This window comes from Haladaptatus sp. CMAA 1909 (assembly GCF_043952005.1).
In the GTDB taxonomy this organism is placed as follows: Archaea; Halobacteriota; Halobacteria; order Halobacteriales; family Haladaptataceae; genus Haladaptatus.
On the sequence record NZ_JBIOAV010000006.1, the window covers coordinates 67,213 to 87,507 of the forward strand.

The window sequence follows — 20,295 nt, forward strand, 5'->3', positions numbered from 1 at the left end:
CACTATGCCCTTCCTGGATAGACTTATCTTGGTTCCCTTCCCACGAATGGTAAATGTTAATTATCAATTCGAGGGGAATCGTGATTGGAGATTAATTCTCCGGATGACACTCGTTCTCGGATTGAGTATCATTGCAACAGTAGTGTTCGGGGTAGTTCTGACACTCGTACTAGTCATTCTCACAAACACGGACTTACAATTCAGCCTTCGATTAGCTGCAATCGTTGTTGGACTTCTTATCTGCGCTCAATTCTTGATGAGTGGATCGATCGAACAACGGCTTAACGTCTCAGAGATGGACATGAGCGACGAGCGGGTAACTGCGGTTGTACAGCGAATCGCACAGCAGATTGATGTCCCAGTACCAGAAATCGAGATTGAACAGTCAGAAGTGGCAAATGCGTATACAATTGGAGTTCGCCCGAGGAATACGCGGATTGTCGTGACGTCTGGGCTCGTAGAATCACTAACGATCGACGAGCTTGAAGCCGTAATTGCCCACGAGTTCGCGCACGTGGTAAATCGTGATGGCGCTGTATTGACGATCTCGGGATTGGCACACTCCTTGCTGGCGTTGCAGCCTCGATGCTAAAGTTCTACGGTGATGAATTGGATTCTGATGCCGGTGGGGAAAACCAAAATCTTGGCCGACTCGTGTTCCCGATAACGCTCCTATTCATCTTCTTCCACAAACTGTTCTTCCTGTTCTGGTTTGTTGGTGCCATCATCGTGACCAAACTTGCCCGGTATCGAAAACTCGTTGCTGATCGTGCTGCGGTTCAAATCACGGGGAATCCAACAGCAGTGGTCTCCGCCCTCGAAAAGTTGAGTGAAACGGAAGACAGGCGTCCAACAGTAGACATCCGGCATCAACATGATCATATTCAAGAATTTTGTGTCATCCCGAACAGAGTGGAGAACAATATCGATTCTGCGTTTACTCCTCAATCCTATCATCCACGGGATTTGGCGTTTCTAACCGAGCATCGACGATTGCGAGCACTCATCGAGACACATCCGTCAATTGACGATCGGATCAGTAATCTCAAAAAGATAGCTACGAACGACTGAAACGGTGGTTAGTTCGGCAGTTCTTTTTGTCCCGTTCGCACGCACGGCCAGCACGGGAAGCCACCGAGGTCGTCACAGTCGCACTCTGCTGGTTCGGTATCGTTGTCGTCCTCCGATGGGAAGGCGTCGAGCGTCCCGTCGTCAGTTGCGTTTTCGACGGCGACCATGTGCTTGCAAAAGGCGTTCCAGTGGACGTGATGCGGGCACGTGCAGGTCATCAGTTCGTGCGTCACGTCGTCGATGGAGACGGTGTATTGGTGCTCTGCGGGGTTCTCGTGGCTCTCGTTGGTCACTTCGACCATTCCGGGGGCTTCCACGTCGTAGGAGAACTGTTCGGCCTGTGCGCGTTTCTGTACAATCCAGCAACAGAACAGGCAATAAGAGATTCTCCTCGTACCATCCGACTACAGCAAGAAGTCGTTATCGAGTAAGAATACTAGCCGTGGTCGCGTTCTCTCCCTGGTGATGATGTACAAACGATTACGAACTCAAGCGGTTCACGTTGTGACTTTGTGAGCTAGGTCACTGTTCTGGAATTTGTAACACGCCGATATCCTCGTCTATATCACCGCCAAACAGGATTGCTAGCAGGAAGAGTAAACTACCACCTGCCAATACTGCTTTGATGGTCAAATCAGCTGTTTTCATTATACCTTCTTACTTCAACAGATCTGGAATAAGCTTTCTGCAACTAGTAATGGTGTCGTTAATTCGGAGAGTCAATTAATAGTTTTGCGTTACAGAATAAACAGCATCAATAGCTGTTTTTCGCTTATCACGAATCGAAAGCAAGGGAGTAGTAGCGTTTTCGTGCATCAGCAAACGAGAAGCGTGAGTTGACGAGATCGTGGTCTTCGAGTTGTGTGAGTGCGTAGCGAACCGTCCGGGCTGGAAGGAGAGATTTCTCGGCGAGTTCACCCTGTGTGAGCGCATCGTCATTGTATTCGAGTGTCTTTACAACCAGTTTTGCACTTGGTGGAAGCTCGGAAAGCACGTCAGTCGGTGGGGTTGTTTCTGGATTATCTATGTCGTCTGGAGTAGAGGCAGATTGTTGCATTGGACAGTAAATGTGACTAGCGACTCAAGACACCGTTGATATGGCAGAGACGTCTGTCGGGTTGGAACTGGTCTCCTACAAATATCGTTTCAGTGGTGTGAATCCGAATGCGAGGGATGGGATTCGAACCCATGGACGTCTACACGAGCGGGTCTTAAGCCCACCGCCGTTGGCCGAGCTTGGCAACCCTCGCTCATCGGGTGATTACGGCGGTCAGAATAAGTGATTTACTAATTATGGGAGGACGCTAAGAGATGGCTTCGTGTTGAGAAGAGTAGAGAACCAGTCTAGAAAACATAGTTTTATCTATTTCAACAGCTTTTATAAACAACGTGATCTATTCGAAGATACCACTTGCGGTTGCACTTGCTCTAATGCTCGTCGTGGCAGGATGTAGTACTACTAGCGAAACTACAACAACATCGACAACACCTGCGGCCGATACTACACAATCATCATCGATAACGCAAACATTGACAACCGAAACACCTAGCACAACACAGACGACGACAACACTATTAGCGACATCTTCAACGGCAGCACAAGCTAACACGACTATAGAACAAACCACGACAGCGCAACCGACAACAATCACAACTTCGGAGACGTCATCAACTCCAACACAAACCACAGCGTCGACTCAGACACCAACGCAGACAACTACACCGGAACCAACACGGACAACGCAAGCATCTCGGGGGCCAGAAAGCGGGACTGAATGGACAGTCACTGTCACCCGAGTCATCGATGGAGACACGATGGAAGTCGAGTTTCCGAACGGTGAAACCGACACTCTCCGCCTTTTGGGGGTTGACACGCCAGAAACAACATTGAGTCGGACAAACCCTAGTGAATTCGAGGGAATCCCAGATTCGACGGCTGGACGCGACCATCTCTACGGATGGGGCGAGCGGGCAAGCCGGTTTGCGACTGACGAATTGGACGAGAAGACGGTCCGGATAGAGATTGATCCAGAAGCCGACCGACGAGGGAGCTATGGACGACTCTTGGTCTATATCTACGTCGATAGTGAGAACTTCAACCGACAGCTATTGACGGACGGATACGCCCGATTGTACGAGAGTTCGTTCTCGAAACGAAGCGATTTCGAGACTGCCGAAGCGAACGCCCAGCAGAACGAGGTTGGATTGTGGGATTTCGACGAACCAACCTCGACGCCCGAACCAACTTCAACGGCGACTGAAATGACAGAGGCGCCATCTGATAGCGTAGATATCCCACCACTGCCGTCGGATGGCGACTACGACTGTAGTCACTTCGATACACAGGAACAGGCCCAAGCCGTGCTTGAGCAGGATCCGAGTGACCCTCATCGGCTTGACGGCGACGATGACGGCGTTGCCTGTGAATCGCTCTAAGCGATTTCGACGTTATTTATACAGCTTCGTTAATTCCTCAGAACAAAGTTGATATAACATCGCTATTTTTCGGAGATATAGTCAGTTAATTAGCCTTCTGTTTTCGCTACTGTAACAGTATTCTCAATTTCGGTCGAGACGGTAGAATTTACAGGAATGAGCTAGTGGATGGACCGAGACTAGAGGTTAACTGTTGGTGTGTCTGAAGCCCTGTCTGGAAGCGCTGAATGATCTTTGACTGGTGTTCTGGGCATGCAATGGGTACAATTGCCCCATCTTGGACCGAGATAAGAGATCGAGTCATAGAGTATGACGCGAACCGACAGCCAGGACACGAAATTCCACCAGCGGGGTGGTGATGGAGAAGCGTTGCTGAGTCGTCGGAGGTGAGTCCGCAGATCGAAGTGAACTGCTCAAGATGGTCATCACAACTGAGCACAGGAATTCGAAGCTGATCGAGAAGGAGAAATGACACGGCGTGCTGGCTCTCGGGATCGAGAGCAGATTGACACGCATCACAATCGATAGCTGGGAGGTCGTCGGTGATTTCCGATTGTGATTGCTGAGAATCTGGTGGGTCCACTATGTAGTGTGACAGGGTGCGATACGGATAAGTAATTGGATGTTCGCCATGATCGATACTAGACAGTCGAATTCGCGGTATTTGAGAGGCCATATGATGTTAGTATAGTCTACTAACTTCGTCAACACTAAATCGAGACAGGCAGATACGTGGCGCAAAAAGAGTAGTGTTCTACTTAGCATGGGGGGGAGTTCATTCAAGATCATAAGCCAACGGATATGCTTGCAGATCATGGAACAGTTCGAACCTACATACAGATGAGATTGCGAAGGAGTATAGGCGGCTACGTCGGTCAGCCGATGAGGTTTTCATTGGTTGTCACCGTCGAGAATTACTGTTAGAGCTTGGTTTTGAGAGACTGGTCAGAATGGCTTTTTGTGATCTGTTCATTGGTTGCGGTGGCCCGAGGAAACTCGGCCACCATCCCTAATCGAAGTAACGTCAGAGGCACCACCTCCCTAGGGTAGCTGTGAACGTAGTTCAGGTCGGCTACCCACTTACCATTCAACCCACAGCATCACGAATTCCGGTCTACATGGGGCATGCTCCCGCTGTCATGCCTCTGAATAGACCTTTCGGGCCGAGATTTCCATCCGAGGGAATGTGAATATTTTCACTCTCTGTGAGCGTTCCCTGGGCACCATCAGATCACGTTATTTGGCGTGACAGAAATGAAAAAAGTGGGACGAGGTTAGCAGCAGTCGGTGAGTGCGCCCTTCCGAGTGGCTTCCGCGCCACAATCCTCACACTGTCAGAACGTGTGATCGACGGTGCCGTACGTGTCGTAGCCAGTGTACGGGCCACTGATACGCTCGTCGTTGTCTTCCGATGGGAAGGCGTCGAGCGTCCCGTCGTCGGTTGCGGTTTCGACTGCGGCCATGTGTTTGCAGTAGGCGTTGCGGTGGACGTGATGCGGGCAGGTGCACGCTATCACGTCATGCATCGTGACGACGTATTTCCTCCCGAGTTCTATTGCGATCCGTATTCAGTAGTCGTTCTTGGGTGATTATGTCCCCGGATCACCGTCAAAGAGACGTTGTGCATATCGATAGATTGGCGCACCAAGCCAGTCCCGATCACGTGCAATAGTATCGAGTGCAGATCGAGCTTCAGAATCAGTAAGGACACCACGTTTGACGAGTGCACGGAGAAGAATTGGTGAAAGAGCAACATCGGCCGAGACAAGAGTAGTGAGTTCAGGAAGTGCCTGAAAGTCGTCTGTGATGAGAAACGCTGCATCGGTTGTATCAACGGCCGCGACACAGCTCGCCTCGCCAGCATCGATTCGGCTCGAAGAAAATTCTGATGCAGAGGTATTCAGAATCTCGAAGCAGTCGGAACGTTCGAGGACGGCTAGTGCCCCATGACCGTGGACATCATCATATTCTGCAGTCGATTCAAGTTCCTCGATAACAAGTCTCGTCGTTACGACATCATATTCGGTTAGCACGTCGTCGAGGATATCACCGATCGCGAGAGAAATGAACGCGCTCGTATCGATCACCAACATCTACAGATCTGCAAGTTTGTCGGCGAGGTCGTCTCCTTCATCGAGGAGTTGTTTTGAGGTACGGACTGCTTCTGCGTCCTGTCGACCGATTATGTCCGTTAGTGTTTTGAAATCAAGTTCGTCGGCAAGGTAGAGTTCAACGACTGCTTCCTGAAAGCTCTCTTCTGATTCGATTTCCTTGAGGTACTCTCGGAGCGCTTCGATGAGGAGTTCGGTTCGATTTTTGTGCGTGACTTCAGCAGCGATATCGGCATGAGTCACGAGCTCTTCTGGAAGGCGAAAGTTGACTTTCCGAGTGCTCATGTTGTGGGTACGTTGTACCTACAGACGCAAAAAGGTTCTCCGGTAGTTAGTGAGCAAATGGGCCAGTGGATGAAGAGAAAATAATCAGCGTCAGAATCCATTGTTAGTTCGGCAGTTCCTTCCGTCCCGTTCGCACGCACGGCCAGCAGGGGAAGTCACCGAGACCAGCGCAGTCACAGTCTTCGGGTTCGGCATCGTCTTCCGACGGGAAGGCGTCGAGTGTTCCGTCGTCGGTCACGTTTTCGACGGCGGCCATGTGTTTGCAGAAGGCATTGCGGTGGACGTGGTGTGGGCACGTGCAGGCCATTAGGTTCTCGGTCACGTCGTCGATGGAGACCGTGTACTGGTGGTCTGCAGGATTCTCGTAGCTCTCGTTGGTGACTTGGATGAGTCCGGGAGCATCGACGTCGAAGGAGAATTGTTCGGCCTGTGCGCGTTTCGGTGCCATCTCGTCAGTGTCACGGTCTGTAGACGAGGTGAATCATGATAGCCGCAAACATCATTTTACACACCATACTAGGATGAGACGAACGAAATCAGGTTCCTTCGGCAATAGTGAGGTTGAATCTAGAGGTAGGATCTCATCCTGGGCCACAAATGGTTACTGCTCACTAAAGCGACTATCATATGTAAGAATAGGAAATGCAGCGGAAAGCACACATCGTTGCGATAGTTGGGCCGGATGGCAGTGGGAAAACTACCCAGGCACAACTGCTCACCACAAGACTACAAGCGGCAGGATACGACGCCAAGTACGTCCACTCTCTCTACTATTTTTCTGACCGTATTCCATATGCTAATCAACTCCGTCAACAAGTCGGCCCACGAAAAGCACGGACGAAAAGACAGACCATTTGGAGCCCCCTTTATCTCCTTCAACGACTGGTATTTGGCATATTCGGCTATCTGTTTGCAGTGGGGACAATCGCAGTGGTCTCACGGTCTTCGTCCGATCAGATTGTGGTTTTTGATCGATATTACCACCAATTTCTCTACGACGTATATGGCCAAGCGGGTCGCCCACTAGCACAATGGCTTCCACAACCATGGCGAATCATCTATTTGCAAGCAGACATAGAGACACTGCGATCTCGCCAAGATACCGAAGACCGAATGGTCAACGAGCAGTATTACGAAACAGTAAATGAGCTATACGCGACGTTGATGACTGACACATGGATGCAAATGCCCGCGAAGCTGCCGATTGCCGTACTTCACGATCAGATCTTCGACGCCGTTCACTACAATCTCGAATGTGATGGAGTGCTGCTTGCCTGAATAGACCGTAGTAGACATCTATTGTTACCCTCGGACCCGCTGTGACATGATGGGTGAAGATTACTCCTTTCGAGCAGCTGCTTCAACGAAGTGATACTATCCCCGCATGGTAAAGGAACTCGTAAATGGCCAGAGATCATCGACACGGAGACAGCTTACTTACAGCAGAGACAACGATTTTCGGTCCTTATTGCCCATAGCTTATCATCCACTCAATCTTAGCAATCGGCAAGTCGAGGAAATGTGCAGTCCCGACGTCTGCCGCATGCTGTTGAGTACGGTCGAGCAGGGCACTTTGTCGTCAGTTTGTCTGCGCGTTCGATCGTATCCGCACATTCGGTTAGCGTTGGCTGGGCATTATCGGACAGCGTTGGTTGGCGTGATATAAATAGAAGAAGTGAGTGGATTAGCAGCAGTCAGTGAGTGCGCCCTTCTGGGTGGCTTCCGCACCACAGTCCCCACATTTCCAGTAGGTGTGATCGACGGTGCCGTACGTGCCGTAGCCGGTGTACAGGCCACTGATACGCTCTTCGTCCTCAAGGGGAATGCGTCGAGTGTTCCGTCGTCAGTTGCATTTTCAACGGTGGCCATGTGTTTGCAGTAGGCGTTGCGGTGGACGTGATGCGGGCACGTGCAGGCCATCAGTTCCTCGGCCACGTCGTCGATGGCAACGGTGTCCTGGTGGTCTGCGGGATTCTCGTGGCTCTCGTTGGTGACGTCGATGAGTCCGGGGGCATCGACGTCGAAGGAGAATTGTTCGGCCTGTGCGCGTTTCTGTGCCGTCTCGTAGCGTCACGGGCTGGGTGCGATCTGGATAGTCGAAGTCTATATTAGAGTATTAACGAATGGAACAAATATGCCACACTGTGATAATTGCGGATCGTTTGTGACTCAGCAATATGTTCGTGTGTTCACACCGGATGACATCAAGAAACCACGTGTCCGCCCGTATTGTGAAGACATCGTTCGAGATGGAAACGAAATACGGCAAGCACGCTCTTCTCGGGGAAATTCATGATGAGGGATACGGCCGGAGATAAACACCAATGGTGATTGTCTATTCAGCGTCTGCAGGCGTATCGAAGTCGTGGAAGTGTTCTCCTTTCTCCTTGCTCAGGATGTCAAGTGCCGCTGCACCTCCATCACCGGCGGAGATGACTGCTTGCCATTCTTGATCGCGAACCATCGCACCGGTAGCGTAGGCGTTCTCGATACTCGTTTCCATGCTCAAATTGACTGAAACAGTCCCCGAATCAGTGAACTCACAGCCAAGTTGCTCGGCACTATCGCGATCGGCACCGGTCGCTAAAACAACGTACGTTGCGTGATGCTCGCCGTCATCAGTCGTGATATGGAACCCTTCGTCGTCCTGTTCAATGTTCGTGACCGCTGTCTCTAGATGCTGGGTGACACCGTACTCATCGGCTTGCTCGCGAGCCTTCTCCATGTATTCGGTTCCGTCGATACTCTCGATTCCCAGGTAGTTGAACAGGTGTGCTTTGTGCATCCATGTTTCATCAGTATCGAAGACAGCGGTATCGAGACCATTTTTTGCAGTGAAGAGTGCTGTACTGAGCCCAGCGGGACCGCCACCGACGATTGTGACATCGGACATAGGCGATAGTACGGTTGGTTTTCGCATAAATTTACTCCCGATAAAGAGGGATACGACTGTGTTTTGGAAGGGCCAGCATTACAAATCAAAGGCGATTTGTTTGCTGATCACGTAGTAAGAGAACGGAAATGAGCGCGGTTGAGGATCTCTCATCGGATGAAAAACAGGCGTACAAGCTTATCAGTTCTCACGATGGCATTCTCCAAAGTGACCTCTGGAAAGCACTCAATGTCACAAGTCGCAAAGGGAGTCGACTTGCAACATCACTTGCAAAGAAAGATCTCCTCACACGAGAACAAACGACGAGTGATGGACGCCTAACGTACAGATTGGAACCAACGAACGATGATGCTTCTACTCGAACGCAAGAGGAGTATGATAACACGAGCGATGTCCCGGAAGAACAGTCAGCCAATTCGCTTAGCGCTCGTGAAAATCGCACCCTGGCACTGATTACAGAGCAAAAGGGCATCTACCAAAGTGATCTCTGGAAAGAGTTGGAGGTGAGTAGCCGAACGGGGAGTCGACTGGCTACCAGCTTAGAGGAAAAGGGAATGATCCAGCGAGAGGAAACGACGTACAACGGCCAACGAACGTATTTGCTTCTCCCAAGGAAGAAAGACCTCGACTTTTCATTGCTCATGGCTGGAGACATGCTTTCTCCGCTGTTCAGCACTGAAGAAGAATTTGACCCGATCGATTCGAATGCATTCACGCAGTGGGTGTTGCAGCTATCACAGGAAACGCGTTAGCGCCACTAGTGAGCAACAATGGTGGAGGGCGAGAGAAAAGAGAAGGGCTTTGTTGAAGGCGTAGTGATATCGAAGTGCCTTGGTAGCTCAGGCTGGCAGAGCAACTCCTTTGTAAGGAGTCGGTCGAGAGTTCAAATCTCTCCTAAGGCTTTCCAACGAGTTCTAAATAGTGCAAACCCGTGCATTAGTAGGCGAGTAGTTAGTATCACCTTGTCCGAGTCACAAGACATTTAACATCTTACTCAAGAGAAGTGGGATAATGTCAATTTCCCAACTCCGAACCGTGTCGCGACTCGACCCACGACTTGTGAAAGCAACAACGATCCTTGGTGGACTAATGCTGCTACTCATCCCACTGGCAAATACGCTCTTTGCTCACTATCCACCATATCTTCACGTCATTGGCGCACTCCTACTTCTGCCTGGTGTGGACCGATTGTATACCCACAGTAAAGATCGGGATACGGCTGTAGAGAAAACTGGCTTTCTCATATTAGCGCTTGGGCTTATCGTCTGGGCAGTTGTAATGGCGGTACTCGGGTACATGTTTGCGATCGAAGCCGGGTACATGATCATCATACTCTTAGCAGCTCTGGCACTGATTGGGATCGGCCTTGTTGCACTTGGGTCTGGCAGTGTTGGCCGGTTGCTGTGGCACACTCAAATCGTTCCACGCTGGCTGGCGGGCTTCTTCGCGATTGCCTTACTCTGTGACGTACTCCTCATGGCGATTATTACGCTCAAAGTTGGGATTGGAGTCGGATTCTATGGTCTCGCCTGGGTCTGTCTCGGCTATTATCTGTAACGTGTGGTCGTTCTATCAGCATCAGAGCAAATCTCGTCGAAAGGCATTATGTAAAGAAGATCAAGATTCTCGATAAAGCGGCACTGTCTAGTTAAGCCAGCTTGAGGAATGAGCAGGTTGTTGAGTAACTTGCCTAGAGATGCTCGCAAACCTGCTCGAAGAAGGCTTAGACGCGGATTTAGAAGAAACTTGGGAGAACGAACGGACGGCGACGCCCGTCAGGGCGTTCGCCGTCCGTCTCCATGCGACTGGTTGTTCACTCAGGGAGACAAAAGCAATTTTAGCACTGTTCGACGTTAAACGGTCACATCAAGCGATTTTTCAGTGGGTACATCGGCTGGCTGACAGCGTCTCCGACCCGCCGTCGGCGACGCCGACGCGGGTCGCGGTGGACGAAACCGCTGTCAAAATTAACGGTGAATGGTCTTGGGTGTACGCTGCAATAGACACCGAAACAAAGCTGCTGCTTGGTATCGAAGTGTTTGATCGGCATGGCACTGATTCGGCGGCTGCGTTTCTGTCTGGATTGGCCGAGAAACACGATCTCTCGGGCACCGTGTTTCTCGTTGATGGCTACGGGTATCGGACTGCCCTCTTTCGAATTGGGTTGAGCGGTCGGCTCGACTACACGGAGCGAAACCTGATCGAAAAGTGGTTTCACACGCTCAAACAGCGCGTCGACCGCTTCCATACGTCGTGGGTGGGCAGTCGGCCAAGCGTCCAGCAGTGGCTTGAACAGTTTGTGCATTACTATAACCATCAGCGACCGCATCAATCGCTCAACAACCGAACGCCTGTCGAGGAGGAGCTAAACTAGACAGTGCCGATAAAGCAATAGTGTCACCACATGTCTGTTGTTCGTTCTTAGTACTACTTCGGCGGTTGCCGATAGACGAGTAGCATGGGCGTAATTGAAGCCGTTGCAGTCTCTTGTTTTTGCTGCGAAGATGACTGCTGACCCTTCATGAGGAGTGGGACAATCTCCCCGGACTATGTTGCCTCGAAACTCACCAATTGACCGTTCACCAGGACAATGGCATCTACCCCACGGGTCGTGAAAGAGGCCGAAACACCAGCCAAGCTCAACCGCCGAAGTAGTATTAGTCGAAAGCAAGAGAATAGCAGCGTTTTCGTGCATCCGCAAAGGAGAAGCGTGAAGCAACGAGATCGTGGTCTTCGAGTCGCGTGGGCGCATAGCGAACCGTCCGGGGTGAGAGTAAGGCTTTATTGGCGATCTCACCCTGCGTAAGTCCATCGTCATTATATTCGAGCACCTTTACAACCAATTTCGCACTTGGTGGAAGCTCGGCCAGCACATCAGTCGGCGGTTTTGTTTGTAGATTGTCGGCGTCGTCTGGCATTTGTGCACCTTGTTGCATTGGGCATCACATGTGATTAGTAACTCAAGACACCGTTGATACGGCAGAGGAATCTGTCAGGGTGACCTGCGCTCTCAAGGATGTCACGGGTTGAGTGTGAAGATGGATGCGAGGGATGGGATTCGAACCCATGGACGCCTCCGCGAGCGGGTCTTAAGCCCACCGCCGTTGGCCTGGCTTGGCAACCCTTGCCCATCGGGTGATTACTCCGTTCGGAATAAGTGAGTTACTACCTGCGGGAGAGCGCTCAGCAATGGCGATGTGCCGGGAGCAGTCAGTTAAACCTCTTGTGACGAGCGAGAGTATGGAAGAACTTGAATGAGAAGGTTGGTTGGTCGATGAGGTCTCAATCGGTTGTCACCGTCGAGAATTACTGATAGAGTTTGGTTTTGAGAGACTGGTCAAAATATCTTTTTCTGGTCTCTTCATTCGTTGGATTGGCTCGAGGAAACTCGGCCACCACACCTGTCGAAGCGAAGTCAGGGGACAACCTCCCTCGACAGGATCGCTGTGAACGCAGCTCAGGTCGGCTACCCGCTTACCATCCAACCCACAGTATCACAAATCCCGGCCCACACGGGGGCACGCTCCCGCTGTCATGCCTCTGGAGTAGACCTTTCGGGCCGGGATTCCCATTCGAGGGAATGTGAATATTTTCACTCTCTCTGAGCGTTCGCTGGGCACCATCGGACCACGTTATTTGGCGAGACAGAACTGAAAAAGGGGAGTGGGTTAGCAGCAGTCGGCGAGCGCGTCCTTCCGGGTTGCTTCCGCGCCACACTTCTCACATCTCCAGTATGTGTGATCTATTTGCCATACTTGTCGTAGCCAGTGTGCGGGCCACTGATACGCTCGTCTTTGTCGTCCGATGGGAAGGCGTCGAGCGTCCCGTCGTCGGTTGCGTTCTCGACGGCGGCCATGTGTTTGCAGAAGGCATTGCGGTGGAAGTGATGCGGGCAGGTGCAGGCCATCGGTTCCTCGGTCACGTCGTCGATGGAGACTGTGTACTGGTGCTCTTCGGGGTTCTCGTGGCTCTCGTTGGTGACGTCGACGAGTTCGAGGAAATTGATGTCGAAGGAGAATCGTTCGGCCTGGGCGCGTTTGTGTGCCGTCTCGTCAGGAATACGGTCTACAGTTGTTTTTGATATTCATGGTCTGTCCACGTCGGTTTTGTTCTCAGATGGGAACGCATCGAGTGTTCCGTCAGTAGCGGTACCTACAACGGCTGCCATGGGCTTACGCTTGGTTTTTATATGTCCCTAGCGCGTATCTATTCCATAATGAGAACCGTCGAGACAGCTTCCATCGATGACTCTCTTCCGATCAACCGATTGAAATCGGTTCTCCGAGAGCATTCGGTGCAACTCGCAATCCTCTTCGGTTCACACGCAGCAGGAACGCTGCATTCAGAGAGTGATATCGACATTGCAGTTGAACTTAATATCACACAGCGGGCCGATCCTGCGTACAATGAGGCGTTTTTCAGCCTGAGTGCCGACTTGAGTGCCACGCTTGGGACCGATGATGTGGATTTGGTGGATATCCACACACTCGCACCGGCTATTGCGGAGAATATTTTTAAAGAGGGTGTACTCCTCGTCGGCGACCAACAGCACGCCAAAGAGCTTCGTCATGAGGTGACGAAATCGGGCATTGACAATCGATCGCCGCGTGATCGGTTCGATGACGCACTTGCGAAGATCGACCAACACCTTGGCGGGTCGGCTGTACCAGCAACCGATGGATCACGGGAAGAGAGATGACGACAGAAGACTTCCCAGCGGATCGTCTCAATCGAATTCTGACTGCGGTTGAAACTATCGAGGAGAGTCTGGGAGTGCTTGCGCGGAAACAACAGTTGAGTCGGGAAGCATACAAGGCTAATTCGGATTCCCGTGATATTGTCGAGCGGAGATTTGTGAAGATGACCGAGGCATCGATCGATATTGGAGAAGAGCTCGTAAAGTATGAGCGTGGGCAACCACCACGAAGTAATCCGGAATCGATGCGAGCGCTTGGTGAAATCGGCGTGTTGACTCCCGCCACAGCAGAGCAAATGGCGCAGGGGGCTCGATTCCGGAACGTCCTCTCTCATACATATGGCCGAATTATCGACCATGACACGGTCTATAATGCCTTACAGGATCTTGAACGCTATCGGACGTTCGTAGTCGAGATTCGTGACTATCTCGAGTCTATCGATGCACTCAACGACTAAGAGCGTACCAAAATGTCCCAAGATGGCACAAGAATTAAAGCACAAAGATTAGTATAATATACTAACCTGCTGCACGCTTTCAATCTGATGCAGAGGCGATACCGAAACTCGGGCAGAAAGCAGTGAGCCGCGAGAATCTTCCTCGTATCTATCCCTTATCGCGAGAACAATTTAAACGAGAATTCGTTCAGTGGCCGTCGCCCTTCTCGACGCGTAGTGACCCACCACACTCACCACAACTGTACCGTTCGGGATTACGTACCGTTTTCGAGCGGCGATACCGGCCAATCCGTCCGCCGCAATCCTCGCAGACGAGCCACCATTTGGGCGTAGTGAAGCGTTCGCAGTGTTGCGAAGTATCGAGAGCATCGGCCACGTCAAATGGGGTCGAAATTCGAGAGCATGCATGGGAGACAGACACGGAGAAGAACTATTGAAAACTCACAGTACTAGATTCATGCGTTGTTCATCCGTTGGCTTGTCGTTCTGCCGCACTGCTGGCACGTTGCAATTCGGTATGGTTCGCGCGAGAATTCGGCGTTTTCTTTCTTCGTACTTTCCGTCCGGATCTCAATCGAAATCTGATGGACAGTATTACGGCCACAGTTCTCACACAGTTCAACTATCGTTTGGTATCCATGGTGTCTTGCTGTCACAGTGACCACCCCTTCCCTGTCAGATTATAAGACTACAAACACAAGCATAAATAGCGACCTTTGTTAGCCCGTGTTCGAACAAGTATATTCCCGGTATTCGAGGAGGACTTCGTGTAAATGACTGAATAGAATAATAGCGGCAGTCGGCAATGATTCATTGAGTCCTACTTACAAGAAATCGGAACGCTCAATATCGGAGCTAGGGGGGAAAACCCCACTGTATCGATGCCCTCCGCGAGCATTCATTGGGTAATACTCTCTGAGAAGAGGAATTAACTCGCCGTGGATCAATAGGATCCAAGCGGTAGTTAGTTTGGCAGTTCTTTCCGTCCCGTTCTCACGCATGGCCAGCACGGGAAGTCACCGAGACCGTCACAGTCGCAGTCTTCGGGTTTGGTATCATCGTCCTCCGATGGGAATACGTCGAGTGTCCTGTCATCGGTTGCGGTTTCGACAGCGGCCATGTGTTTGCAGAAGGCATCACAGTGGACGTGGTGCGGACACGTGCAGGCCATTAGGTTCTCGGTCACGTCGTCGATGGAGACCGTGTACTGGTGGTCTGCAGGATTCTCGTGGCTCTCGTTGGTGACCTCGGTGAGTCGAAAAACGACGTATCTATGATTGTCTTAGCGCCGATTCAGCAGGCACAATGGTTTCCAAGATATCCATTCAGTCGACCATCTTCACCTCAGAAATCATAGAAAACATTTCTTATGATTGCCTGTTATTCAATGGTCATGTACGAGTCAATTCTGATTCCAACGGACGGAAGCCAGGAAATGGAATCAGTCGTTGATCAGGGACTCGAGCTCGCAAAACAGAATAATGCGACTGTTCATACACTGTATGTAGTCGACGAACGAGCCTATCTGACGATTCCGGATAAAGAACGTGATCATGTTCGAAAAACACTCGAGGAAGATGGTCAGGCCACAACAAAAGCCGTTGAGGAACGGATCCTTGACACTGGTCTCGATGTCGTTCGAGAGATCCGATGGGGCGATCCCAGTGCGGAGATCCTTACATATGCTGTCCAAAATGAAATCGATCTCATCGTGATGGGGACCCATGGCCGGACGGGATATGAACGATATTTGCTCGGTAGCGTGGCCGAGAGAGTAGTACGAACCGCCCCAATTCCTGTTTTAACGGTCGCAGTTGGCAATATCGATAAAGCAATAGCAAATATCCAGGATCGGTTACGGGGAGAACCGACAGTTGAAACGACAGAGACGATCTCTGGGACACATGATCAGGTTGACGAACTCCCAGACTCATGATGAGAATAGTTTAGATGCCAATCTTCGTGGTGCCCGCCTGTCGTTGTGCTCGGTCGAGGAGGGCCGTCGGTGTCTCGGGCGTATCGTCGGTCGCGGCATTCACGCTATCCGTCAGCGTTCGCTGGTCGGTGATATCAGAGAACGTCAATTGGCGTGTCATGGATAAAAACAGCTGAAGCGGTGGTTCGTTCGGCAGTTCCTTGCATCCCGTTCGCACGCACGGCCAACACGGAAAGTCCTCGAGACCGTCACAGTCACAGTCACAGTCTTCGGATTTGGTATCGTCTTCGTCCTCTGATTGGAAGGCGTCGAGCGTCCCGTCGTCGATTGCGGTTTCGACCGCGGCCATGTGTTTGCAGAAGGCGTTCCGGTGGACGTGATGCGGGCACATACAGGCCATCAGGTCCTCGGTCACGTCGTCGATGGAGACTGTGTACTGGTGCTCTTCGGGGTTCTCGTGGCTCTCGTTGGTGACGTCGATGAGTCCGGGGGCATCGACGTCGAAGGTAAATTGTTCGGCCTGTGCGCGTTTCTGTGCCGTCTCGTCAGCTTCAAGTTCACTAGGCGATTTCGTTGACATGGTCTTCTGGTCCAATTGGAAGACCGGTGCCGGGTGTTGGCGCACCCGGCGCGTTTCTACAACACGCCCGAGGGCACCGTTCTTCCTACGCTAAACTATGCACTGATGCATAGTAAAGCCGTCGACTTTGCATTGGTGCATAGAATTAAAGTAGGCAGAGGTGCATAGATTGAACTATGTTGAATCAGAAAACGCAAGCAATGAGTCGATATCGAGCGATAATGACGGAGACCGATCGAGAGCATATTAGTGGTGAGAGCGAGCCCTCCAATCAACAGCGCGATCAGGCCGTCTATCGCGTGAGTAAGCGAATCACCGAGGAACTCCCAAAAGACATTGCTGTGCTAGCCGAGCATCGGCCCGACAAGCTCGAAGAACTCCGGGAGATCGTCTGTGAGGAAGTCGACGAAGGTTAGATGGTCGTATCCCATGTGGGCACAGGCATCTGTGACTTCGTCCCCCAGAGTGAGCCCCATTGAAACGGGATAGACGAACTGAGGGGTAATTATCTACCAATAATAGTAGGAACTATTATTCTTATAGAGCGTCTCTTTGTCCTCAATGACGAACTTCGAATACCGATCACCGCGAACCCCGCTTGGCTTGCTGGTTGGAGCGTGGGCCATTTGGTCACTCTTTGAGATTTGGACGAGTGGGATCAATTGGCAGAGTGGGGGTGCTATCGCGACTATTGGAGCGTTCACAGCAGTCTGTCTCGGATGTCTCGTGTGGGCAATTGGGGCAACGACTAGTGATTCGTTGGAGCAACCGACCCCATATCGGCGGCTCATGCAGCTCTTTGGAGCGCTTGGGATCGTGTTTCTTGGTGCAATCGCTCTTTCAGTGATGTTCTGAGTCAGCTGGCGGATCCGAGTAGTTACTTATTACTCTAGGAATGGATTTACCTTGAGGGCGCAATACAACATCTATGGCCTCCACAGAACTGTTTTCGAGAGGTTTGTTCAGGCGATATCTTCATTCGAGAGGATGGTGGCTGGTGATACTCGCAATTCCTGTGCTATTCGCTCTCTGGTTCGTTGTGACGATCTTTACAATGAGTATCGCCAGATTTGTTCCGCTCAATGTCTCTGGGTATTTGACGACGTATCTTGCTGGGGGAATCATCCTCATTAGTTATGCAGCGGCGCTTCTCTCCCTGCCTGCCGTGTATTCTGACCACCAATATGTCCGGAAGCACTCCGAGTGGAAGCCAACTATTCTCTATTATCTCATGGTCATTCCGCTGCTCAATGTCCCGATTGCATGCCTCTATCTGTTCTTTCGGCATTGACATATCGGGATTCCGTGATAGTCTCAGTACGCGCTCTGACCGAGGACAAGAGTGAATGCGACGAACAGGGACGATTTGCGGAGCAAACGAGTGATGACGATATTCTCCGCGTGATTCGTGAGTCTGAGTTTCCAGCGGTTACTGCTCGGTGGGTTGCGGATACAGTGGAGATGGAACGGCGGCCAGTACATCAGCGGCTCGAGGAGCTGTATGAACAGGGTGCGTTGGAACGTGGGAAATTGAGTCCGTGGGTGGTTATTTGGTGGATTCCGGAGGAATAGAGAATCAGTGAATCCTCCTGGGACATAGTGTGCTTTGTGAAAGTAGACCGATTAGAGGACAGCAGGACAACCAATGAAACAGCCGCTCAACACCCACCAAAGAGTACCGATGACAATTGCGACGAGAATTACGAATAAGATTTTGAAGATTGCTAACAGTCGATAGTGTGGTTCTGGGTGCTGATCCTCGCTATTCGTCATTTGTGATGATGAAAGACAATGACTGGAACGGTAAATACTTTCAGTGCTTTCAAACAGCCTCGAATTGGTGGAGACGCGGTAGTGAAGAAGAGAGGAAATCTCACAGTAGTCGCGGGCGTTCCGGAAGAGCGTCGAAGGACCACCTCTAGAAAAGTAAGATAGCCAGTTTTCAATTAGCCTATTTTGGGATAGGCTATTCGGAAGTATTATTCTGGTACGGAACCAAGCCAGACCATGGAGCACTTCGTGGATCGGGAAACCGAATTGTCGCAGTTACGGGGCAGTTACACGTCCGGTGAAGCCGAGATGATCGTCATTTTTGGTCGTCGTCGCCTTGGCAAAACCCAACTCGTTCAGTACTCACTCGCGGATAGAGATGACGCGGTTGTGTATCAGGCAACGGAGACAACACCACAAATACAACTCGACGAGTTCGTCGATGTCGCGTCCGAATCGTTTCCCGGCATCACGCAGATCAAACAAAATTGGGAGGCACTCCTCGGCTACCTTGGTGATCAAGATGGGATCATCGTCCTCGATGAATTCCCGTACCTCATCGATGCCGACGAGAGTCTGCCGTCGGTTATTCAACGGCTGTGGGATCAACGGTTTCAGCATACCGCAGGGACACTCATCTTAGTCGGATCGTCGATCAGTATGATGGAAGAAGCAACGCTGTTGGGGAACAGCCCCCTGTATGGCCGCTTCACGGAGAAATTAGATCTTCGACCACTCGACTTCACCGCCGCACAAGCGTTCGTTCCTGATACCTACTCGCCCGAGGAGCGAATCTATACGTGGGGAATCTTCGGCGGCGTACCGTACTATCTGGACGGCATCGAACTCGACCACGACCTCGGTACGACGCTCACAGAGGAAGTCCTCTCACAGAGAGGGTACCTTCACAATGAGCCGGAATACGTCCTGCGCACCGAGCTCACAAACCCAAATCGGTACTTTGCAATCCTCACTGCGATCGCTGCCGGGAAGACGTCATCGAACGAAATCGCACAAGCAGTGGGCATCGATGGAAAGCAGATTTCCACGTATACCCAGAAATTAGAACGGCTCCGACTCATCGAACGGGAAGTTCCACTGACCGAAGAAAAATCTAAGTCACGTCGTGGCCGCTACCGAATTCTCGATCCACTGTTCCGGTTCTGGTTCCGCTTTGTCTATGGGAATGAGGACCGGTATGAACGGTTGGGTAAAGATGCCTACGAGGCAGTAATCGAACCAGAACTCGCTGATTTCGTTAGTCCGGAGTTCGAAGTTCTCTGCCAGGATGGATTGCCCCGCCTGTACCCGGACAAAACGTTTCTCGACATCGGTCGGTGGTGGTACAAGAACCACGAGGTAGATGTTGTCGGATTTGCTACGGATGGAACGATGGTCGTCGGGGAGTGTAAATTCACAACTGCACCGCTGGATTACAATGCACTCGCATCGCTTGAAACCCATGCAGAAGAAATTCGGTGGTCACCGGACACGGGCGAGACAGTCACTACAGAATACGCACTCTTTACGCGAAACGGCGCGACACAATCGATTCGTGAGACGGTCGCTGAGCGAGAGGACATCCAATTGTTTACGCTTGACGACGTGACTCGTAGTGACTGTATAGAGTGAGCTACGATGCGTACCGCGATGTGAACACCACATTTAGAAGAATTTCTGGAGGACGTCCATAAGCTCACCTTCTATCTCCGAGGATAATTTCTCGGATCTATGTCGATACCGGTACCAAGTCGCGATGCCGGAACCAGACATCGATTTCCTCACCATCGGTTTCGATGCGGTAGCTATAGGAGTCCAGTTCGCGCCCAGTCTCGTCTCCGAGAGTGTCCTGCAGGACGTCCGTGATGGTGCCTTCTTGCCCGTGGTGTTCACTATCGGGATCGGTCTCTGAGACGTAGACCTGTACTCTGTCGCCCGGTTGGTAGGGGTCGCTCGCTGGTTGGGGCACGTCCTTCGACTATCATTGTCCCTCGGAGGTTTCGTCAGTACCCGTCAAATTTCGTCTCGGGGTGCGTGATGATGAGCTTCAACCCAACAA

26 protein-coding genes, 3 tRNA genes and 2 pseudogenes are annotated in these 20,295 nt (G+C 51.3%); 15 read left to right on the forward strand and 16 right to left on the reverse strand.

All coding sequences use genetic code 11. The features are described 5' to 3' along the window. The first annotated feature begins 4 nt into the window (after positions 1-4). Together ACGYLY_RS27280 and ACGYLY_RS27285 are read left to right on the forward strand one after the other, a co-directional pair. Positions 5-592 (forward strand): M48 family metallopeptidase, encoded by a 588-nt coding sequence (locus tag ACGYLY_RS27280; protein WP_395285853.1) that lies wholly within the window; start codon positions 5-7, stop codon positions 590-592. Continuing rightward, a complete protein-coding gene (locus ACGYLY_RS27285; RefSeq protein WP_395285852.1) occupies positions 586-1,071 on the forward strand; it encodes a M48 family metallopeptidase in 486 nt (161 codons plus the stop codon). Before ACGYLY_RS27280 ends, ACGYLY_RS27285 begins: the two co-directional genes overlap by 7 nt. Positions 1,072-1,079: 8 nt before the next feature. Here the strand turns inward: ACGYLY_RS27285 and ACGYLY_RS27290 are convergent, their stop codons facing one another. From ACGYLY_RS27290 to ACGYLY_RS27305, 4 genes are all read right to left on the reverse strand, one after another. Beyond that, entirely contained in the window at positions 1,080-1,373 is a 294-nt protein-coding gene (locus ACGYLY_RS27290; protein WP_395285851.1) for an SWIM zinc finger family protein, read from the reverse strand. 220 nt (positions 1,374-1,593) lie between these two features. Beyond that, the gene (locus tag ACGYLY_RS27295) at positions 1,594-1,719 is read right to left on the reverse strand and encodes a hypothetical protein (RefSeq protein ID WP_395285850.1); all 126 of its coding nucleotides are present in this window, start codon (positions 1,717-1,719) and stop codon (positions 1,594-1,596) included. Positions 1,720-1,846: 127 nt separating this feature from the next. Continuing rightward, a complete protein-coding gene (locus ACGYLY_RS27300) occupies positions 1,847-2,128 on the reverse strand; it encodes an ArsR family transcriptional regulator (RefSeq protein WP_395285849.1) in 282 nt (93 codons plus the stop codon). Positions 2,129-2,236: 108 nt separating this feature from the next. Further along, a tRNA-Leu gene (locus ACGYLY_RS27305) sits at positions 2,237-2,321 on the reverse strand. Between the two features lie 565 nt (positions 2,322-2,886). On the opposite strand from ACGYLY_RS27305, the gene ACGYLY_RS27310 reads away from it, so the two are divergent. Beyond that, positions 2,887-3,507, forward strand: a complete 621-nt coding sequence (locus tag ACGYLY_RS27310) for a thermonuclease family protein (protein ID WP_395285848.1) — start codon at positions 2,887-2,889, stop codon at positions 3,505-3,507. 1,334 nt (positions 3,508-4,841) lie between these two features. Here the strand turns inward: ACGYLY_RS27310 and ACGYLY_RS27315 are convergent. The 4 genes from ACGYLY_RS27315 to ACGYLY_RS27330 all read right to left on the reverse strand — a co-directional run bounded on the left by ACGYLY_RS27315 (position 4,842) and on the right by ACGYLY_RS27330 (position 6,351). Beyond that, positions 4,842-5,033, reverse strand: a complete 192-nt coding sequence (locus tag ACGYLY_RS27315) for an SWIM zinc finger family protein (RefSeq protein ID WP_395285847.1) — start codon at positions 5,031-5,033, stop codon at positions 4,842-4,844. 63 nt (positions 5,034-5,096) lie between these two features. Next, positions 5,097-5,600, reverse strand: coding sequence for a hypothetical protein (locus ACGYLY_RS27320; RefSeq protein ID WP_395285846.1), 504 nt, complete (start codon positions 5,598-5,600; stop codon positions 5,097-5,099). Further along, positions 5,601-5,903, reverse strand: coding sequence for a CopG family transcriptional regulator (locus ACGYLY_RS27325; RefSeq protein ID WP_395285845.1), 303 nt, complete (start codon positions 5,901-5,903; stop codon positions 5,601-5,603). 103 nt (positions 5,904-6,006) lie between these two features. After that, positions 6,007-6,351 carry an SWIM zinc finger family protein gene (locus ACGYLY_RS27330; RefSeq protein WP_395285844.1) on the reverse strand — a complete coding sequence of 115 codons (345 nt, stop codon included), beginning with the start codon at positions 6,349-6,351 and terminating at the stop codon, positions 6,007-6,009. A 194-nt stretch (positions 6,352-6,545) separates the two neighbouring features. Between ACGYLY_RS27330 and ACGYLY_RS27335 the strand changes: the two genes are divergently transcribed. Continuing rightward, positions 6,546-7,181, forward strand: a complete 636-nt coding sequence (locus ACGYLY_RS27335) for a hypothetical protein (RefSeq protein ID WP_395285843.1) — start codon at positions 6,546-6,548, stop codon at positions 7,179-7,181. A gap of 1,057 nt (positions 7,182-8,238) precedes the next feature. Here the strand turns inward: ACGYLY_RS27335 and ACGYLY_RS27340 are convergent. Next, positions 8,239-8,796, reverse strand: coding sequence for an NAD(P)/FAD-dependent oxidoreductase (locus ACGYLY_RS27340; RefSeq protein ID WP_395285842.1), 558 nt, complete (start codon positions 8,794-8,796; stop codon positions 8,239-8,241). Positions 8,797-8,924: 128 nt separating this feature from the next. Between ACGYLY_RS27340 and ACGYLY_RS27345 the strand changes: the two are divergent. From ACGYLY_RS27345 to ACGYLY_RS27365, 5 genes and pseudogenes are all read left to right on the forward strand, one after another. Next, a pseudogene (locus ACGYLY_RS27345) lies at positions 8,925-9,101 on the forward strand (helix-turn-helix transcriptional regulator); the annotation flags it as partial. 114 nt (positions 9,102-9,215) lie between these two features. Further along, positions 9,216-9,548 (forward strand): annotated as a pseudogene (locus ACGYLY_RS27350) (helix-turn-helix transcriptional regulator); the annotation flags it as partial. Between the two features lie 76 nt (positions 9,549-9,624). Further along, positions 9,625-9,698, forward strand: a tRNA-Thr gene (locus ACGYLY_RS27355). 187 nt (positions 9,699-9,885) lie between these two features. After that, a complete protein-coding gene (locus ACGYLY_RS27360; RefSeq protein ID WP_395285841.1) occupies positions 9,886-10,353 on the forward strand; it encodes a hypothetical protein in 468 nt (155 codons plus the stop codon). Positions 10,354-10,492: 139 nt separating this feature from the next. Beyond that, positions 10,493-11,170, forward strand: a complete 678-nt coding sequence (locus ACGYLY_RS27365) for an IS6 family transposase (protein WP_395284633.1) — start codon at positions 10,493-10,495, stop codon at positions 11,168-11,170. Between the two features lie 283 nt (positions 11,171-11,453). Here the strand turns inward: ACGYLY_RS27365 and ACGYLY_RS27370 are convergent, their stop codons facing one another. From ACGYLY_RS27370 to ACGYLY_RS27380, 3 genes are all read right to left on the reverse strand, one after another. Continuing rightward, positions 11,454-11,714: an ArsR family transcriptional regulator gene (locus ACGYLY_RS27370; protein ID WP_395286013.1), complete on the reverse strand. Its 261-nt coding sequence runs from the start codon at positions 11,712-11,714 to the stop codon at positions 11,454-11,456. A gap of 125 nt (positions 11,715-11,839) precedes the next feature. Further along, positions 11,840-11,924, reverse strand: a tRNA-Leu gene (locus ACGYLY_RS27375). 614 nt (positions 11,925-12,538) lie between these two features. Then, positions 12,539-12,718, reverse strand: a complete 180-nt coding sequence (locus ACGYLY_RS27380) for a hypothetical protein (protein WP_395286012.1) — start codon at positions 12,716-12,718, stop codon at positions 12,539-12,541. A 294-nt stretch (positions 12,719-13,012) separates the two neighbouring features. On the opposite strand from ACGYLY_RS27380, the gene ACGYLY_RS27385 reads away from it, so the two are divergent. Together ACGYLY_RS27385 and ACGYLY_RS27390 are read left to right on the forward strand one after the other, a co-directional pair. After that, positions 13,013-13,495, forward strand: a complete 483-nt coding sequence (locus tag ACGYLY_RS27385; RefSeq protein WP_395286011.1) for a nucleotidyltransferase family protein — start codon at positions 13,013-13,015, stop codon at positions 13,493-13,495. Beyond that, the gene (locus ACGYLY_RS27390; RefSeq protein WP_395286010.1) at positions 13,492-13,950 is read left to right on the forward strand and encodes a DUF86 domain-containing protein; all 459 of its coding nucleotides are present in this window, start codon (positions 13,492-13,494) and stop codon (positions 13,948-13,950) included. Before ACGYLY_RS27385 ends, ACGYLY_RS27390 begins: the two co-directional genes overlap by 4 nt. A gap of 455 nt (positions 13,951-14,405) precedes the next feature. Here ACGYLY_RS27390 and ACGYLY_RS27395 read toward each other — a convergent pair whose 3' ends face one another. Then, positions 14,406-14,606: a hypothetical protein gene (locus ACGYLY_RS27395; RefSeq protein ID WP_395286009.1), complete on the reverse strand. Its 201-nt coding sequence runs from the start codon at positions 14,604-14,606 to the stop codon at positions 14,406-14,408. Between the two features lie 308 nt (positions 14,607-14,914). Then, positions 14,915-15,136 carry an SWIM zinc finger family protein gene (locus ACGYLY_RS27400; protein WP_395286008.1) on the reverse strand — a complete coding sequence of 74 codons (222 nt, stop codon included), beginning with the start codon at positions 15,134-15,136 and terminating at the stop codon, positions 14,915-14,917. A 207-nt stretch (positions 15,137-15,343) separates the two neighbouring features. Between ACGYLY_RS27400 and ACGYLY_RS27405 the strand changes: the two genes are divergently transcribed. After that, positions 15,344-15,886: a universal stress protein gene (locus tag ACGYLY_RS27405; protein ID WP_395286007.1), complete on the forward strand. Its 543-nt coding sequence runs from the start codon at positions 15,344-15,346 to the stop codon at positions 15,884-15,886. Between the two features lie 10 nt (positions 15,887-15,896). Here the strand turns inward: ACGYLY_RS27405 and ACGYLY_RS27410 are convergent, their stop codons facing one another. Further along, entirely contained in the window at positions 15,897-16,466 is a 570-nt protein-coding gene (locus ACGYLY_RS27410; RefSeq protein WP_395286006.1) for a hypothetical protein, read from the reverse strand. 221 nt (positions 16,467-16,687) lie between these two features. On the opposite strand from ACGYLY_RS27410, the gene ACGYLY_RS27415 reads away from it, so the two are divergent. From ACGYLY_RS27415 to ACGYLY_RS27425, 3 genes are all read left to right on the forward strand, one after another. Continuing rightward, on the forward strand, positions 16,688-16,882 hold the full coding sequence (locus ACGYLY_RS27415; protein ID WP_395286005.1) for a hypothetical protein: 195 nt from the start codon (positions 16,688-16,690) through the stop codon (positions 16,880-16,882). 512 nt (positions 16,883-17,394) lie between these two features. Next, the gene (locus tag ACGYLY_RS27420) at positions 17,395-17,757 is read left to right on the forward strand and encodes a hypothetical protein (protein ID WP_395286004.1); all 363 of its coding nucleotides are present in this window, start codon (positions 17,395-17,397) and stop codon (positions 17,755-17,757) included. A gap of 716 nt (positions 17,758-18,473) precedes the next feature. Further along, on the forward strand, positions 18,474-19,868 hold the full coding sequence (locus ACGYLY_RS27425; protein WP_395286003.1) for an ATP-binding protein: 1,395 nt from the start codon (positions 18,474-18,476) through the stop codon (positions 19,866-19,868). 97 nt (positions 19,869-19,965) lie between these two features. Here ACGYLY_RS27425 and ACGYLY_RS27430 read toward each other — a convergent pair whose 3' ends face one another. Continuing rightward, positions 19,966-20,205, reverse strand: coding sequence for a hypothetical protein (locus ACGYLY_RS27430; RefSeq protein ID WP_395286002.1), 240 nt, complete (start codon positions 20,203-20,205; stop codon positions 19,966-19,968). Positions 20,206-20,295: the final 90 nt, after the last annotated feature.

What these genes read in the sequence shown, in the direction of transcription:
- ACGYLY_RS27320 (WP_395285846.1), bottom strand. Translation starts at nt 5,600, where the DNA reads ATGTTGGTGATCGATACGAGCGCGTTCATTTCTCTCGCGATCGGTGAT.
- ACGYLY_RS27390 (WP_395286010.1), top strand. Translation starts at nt 13,492, where the DNA reads ATGACGACAGAAGACTTCCCAGCGGATCGTCTCAATCGAATTCTGACT.
- ACGYLY_RS27300 (WP_395285849.1), bottom strand. Translation starts at nt 2,128, where the DNA reads ATGCAACAATCTGCCTCTACTCCAGACGACATAGATAATCCAGAAACA.
- ACGYLY_RS27415 (WP_395286005.1), top strand. Translation starts at nt 16,688, where the DNA reads ATGACGGAGACCGATCGAGAGCATATTAGTGGTGAGAGCGAGCCCTCC.
- ACGYLY_RS27315 (WP_395285847.1), bottom strand. Translation starts at nt 5,033, where the DNA reads ATGCATGACGTGATAGCGTGCACCTGCCCGCATCACGTCCACCGCAAC.
- ACGYLY_RS27330 (WP_395285844.1), bottom strand. Translation starts at nt 6,351, where the DNA reads ATGGCACCGAAACGCGCACAGGCCGAACAATTCTCCTTCGACGTCGAT.
- ACGYLY_RS27370 (WP_395286013.1), bottom strand. Translation starts at nt 11,714, where the DNA reads ATGCCAGACGACGCCGACAATCTACAAACAAAACCGCCGACTGATGTG.
- ACGYLY_RS27310 (WP_395285848.1), top strand. Translation starts at nt 2,887, where the DNA reads ATGGAAGTCGAGTTTCCGAACGGTGAAACCGACACTCTCCGCCTTTTG.
- ACGYLY_RS27360 (WP_395285841.1), top strand. Translation starts at nt 9,886, where the DNA reads ATGCTGCTACTCATCCCACTGGCAAATACGCTCTTTGCTCACTATCCA.
- ACGYLY_RS27340 (WP_395285842.1), bottom strand. Translation starts at nt 8,796, where the DNA reads ATGTCCGATGTCACAATCGTCGGTGGCGGTCCCGCTGGGCTCAGTACA.
- ACGYLY_RS27280 (WP_395285853.1), top strand. Translation starts at nt 5, where the DNA reads ATGCCCTTCCTGGATAGACTTATCTTGGTTCCCTTCCCACGAATGGTA.
- ACGYLY_RS27285 (WP_395285852.1), top strand. Translation starts at nt 586, where the DNA reads ATGCTAAAGTTCTACGGTGATGAATTGGATTCTGATGCCGGTGGGGAA.
- ACGYLY_RS27290 (WP_395285851.1), bottom strand. Translation starts at nt 1,373, where the DNA reads ATGGTCGAAGTGACCAACGAGAGCCACGAGAACCCCGCAGAGCACCAA.
- ACGYLY_RS27295 (WP_395285850.1), bottom strand. Translation starts at nt 1,719, where the DNA reads ATGAAAACAGCTGATTTGACCATCAAAGCAGTATTGGCAGGTGGTAGT.
- ACGYLY_RS27385 (WP_395286011.1), top strand. Translation starts at nt 13,013, where the DNA reads ATGAGAACCGTCGAGACAGCTTCCATCGATGACTCTCTTCCGATCAAC.
- ACGYLY_RS27425 (WP_395286003.1), top strand. Translation starts at nt 18,474, where the DNA reads ATGGAGCACTTCGTGGATCGGGAAACCGAATTGTCGCAGTTACGGGGC.
- ACGYLY_RS27405 (WP_395286007.1), top strand. Translation starts at nt 15,344, where the DNA reads ATGTACGAGTCAATTCTGATTCCAACGGACGGAAGCCAGGAAATGGAA.
- ACGYLY_RS27335 (WP_395285843.1), top strand. Translation starts at nt 6,546, where the DNA reads ATGCAGCGGAAAGCACACATCGTTGCGATAGTTGGGCCGGATGGCAGT.
- ACGYLY_RS27365 (WP_395284633.1), top strand. Translation starts at nt 10,493, where the DNA reads ATGCTCGCAAACCTGCTCGAAGAAGGCTTAGACGCGGATTTAGAAGAA.
- ACGYLY_RS27420 (WP_395286004.1), top strand. Translation starts at nt 17,395, where the DNA reads ATGGCCTCCACAGAACTGTTTTCGAGAGGTTTGTTCAGGCGATATCTT.
- ACGYLY_RS27325 (WP_395285845.1), bottom strand. Translation starts at nt 5,903, where the DNA reads ATGAGCACTCGGAAAGTCAACTTTCGCCTTCCAGAAGAGCTCGTGACT.
- ACGYLY_RS27410 (WP_395286006.1), bottom strand. Translation starts at nt 16,466, where the DNA reads ATGTCAACGAAATCGCCTAGTGAACTTGAAGCTGACGAGACGGCACAG.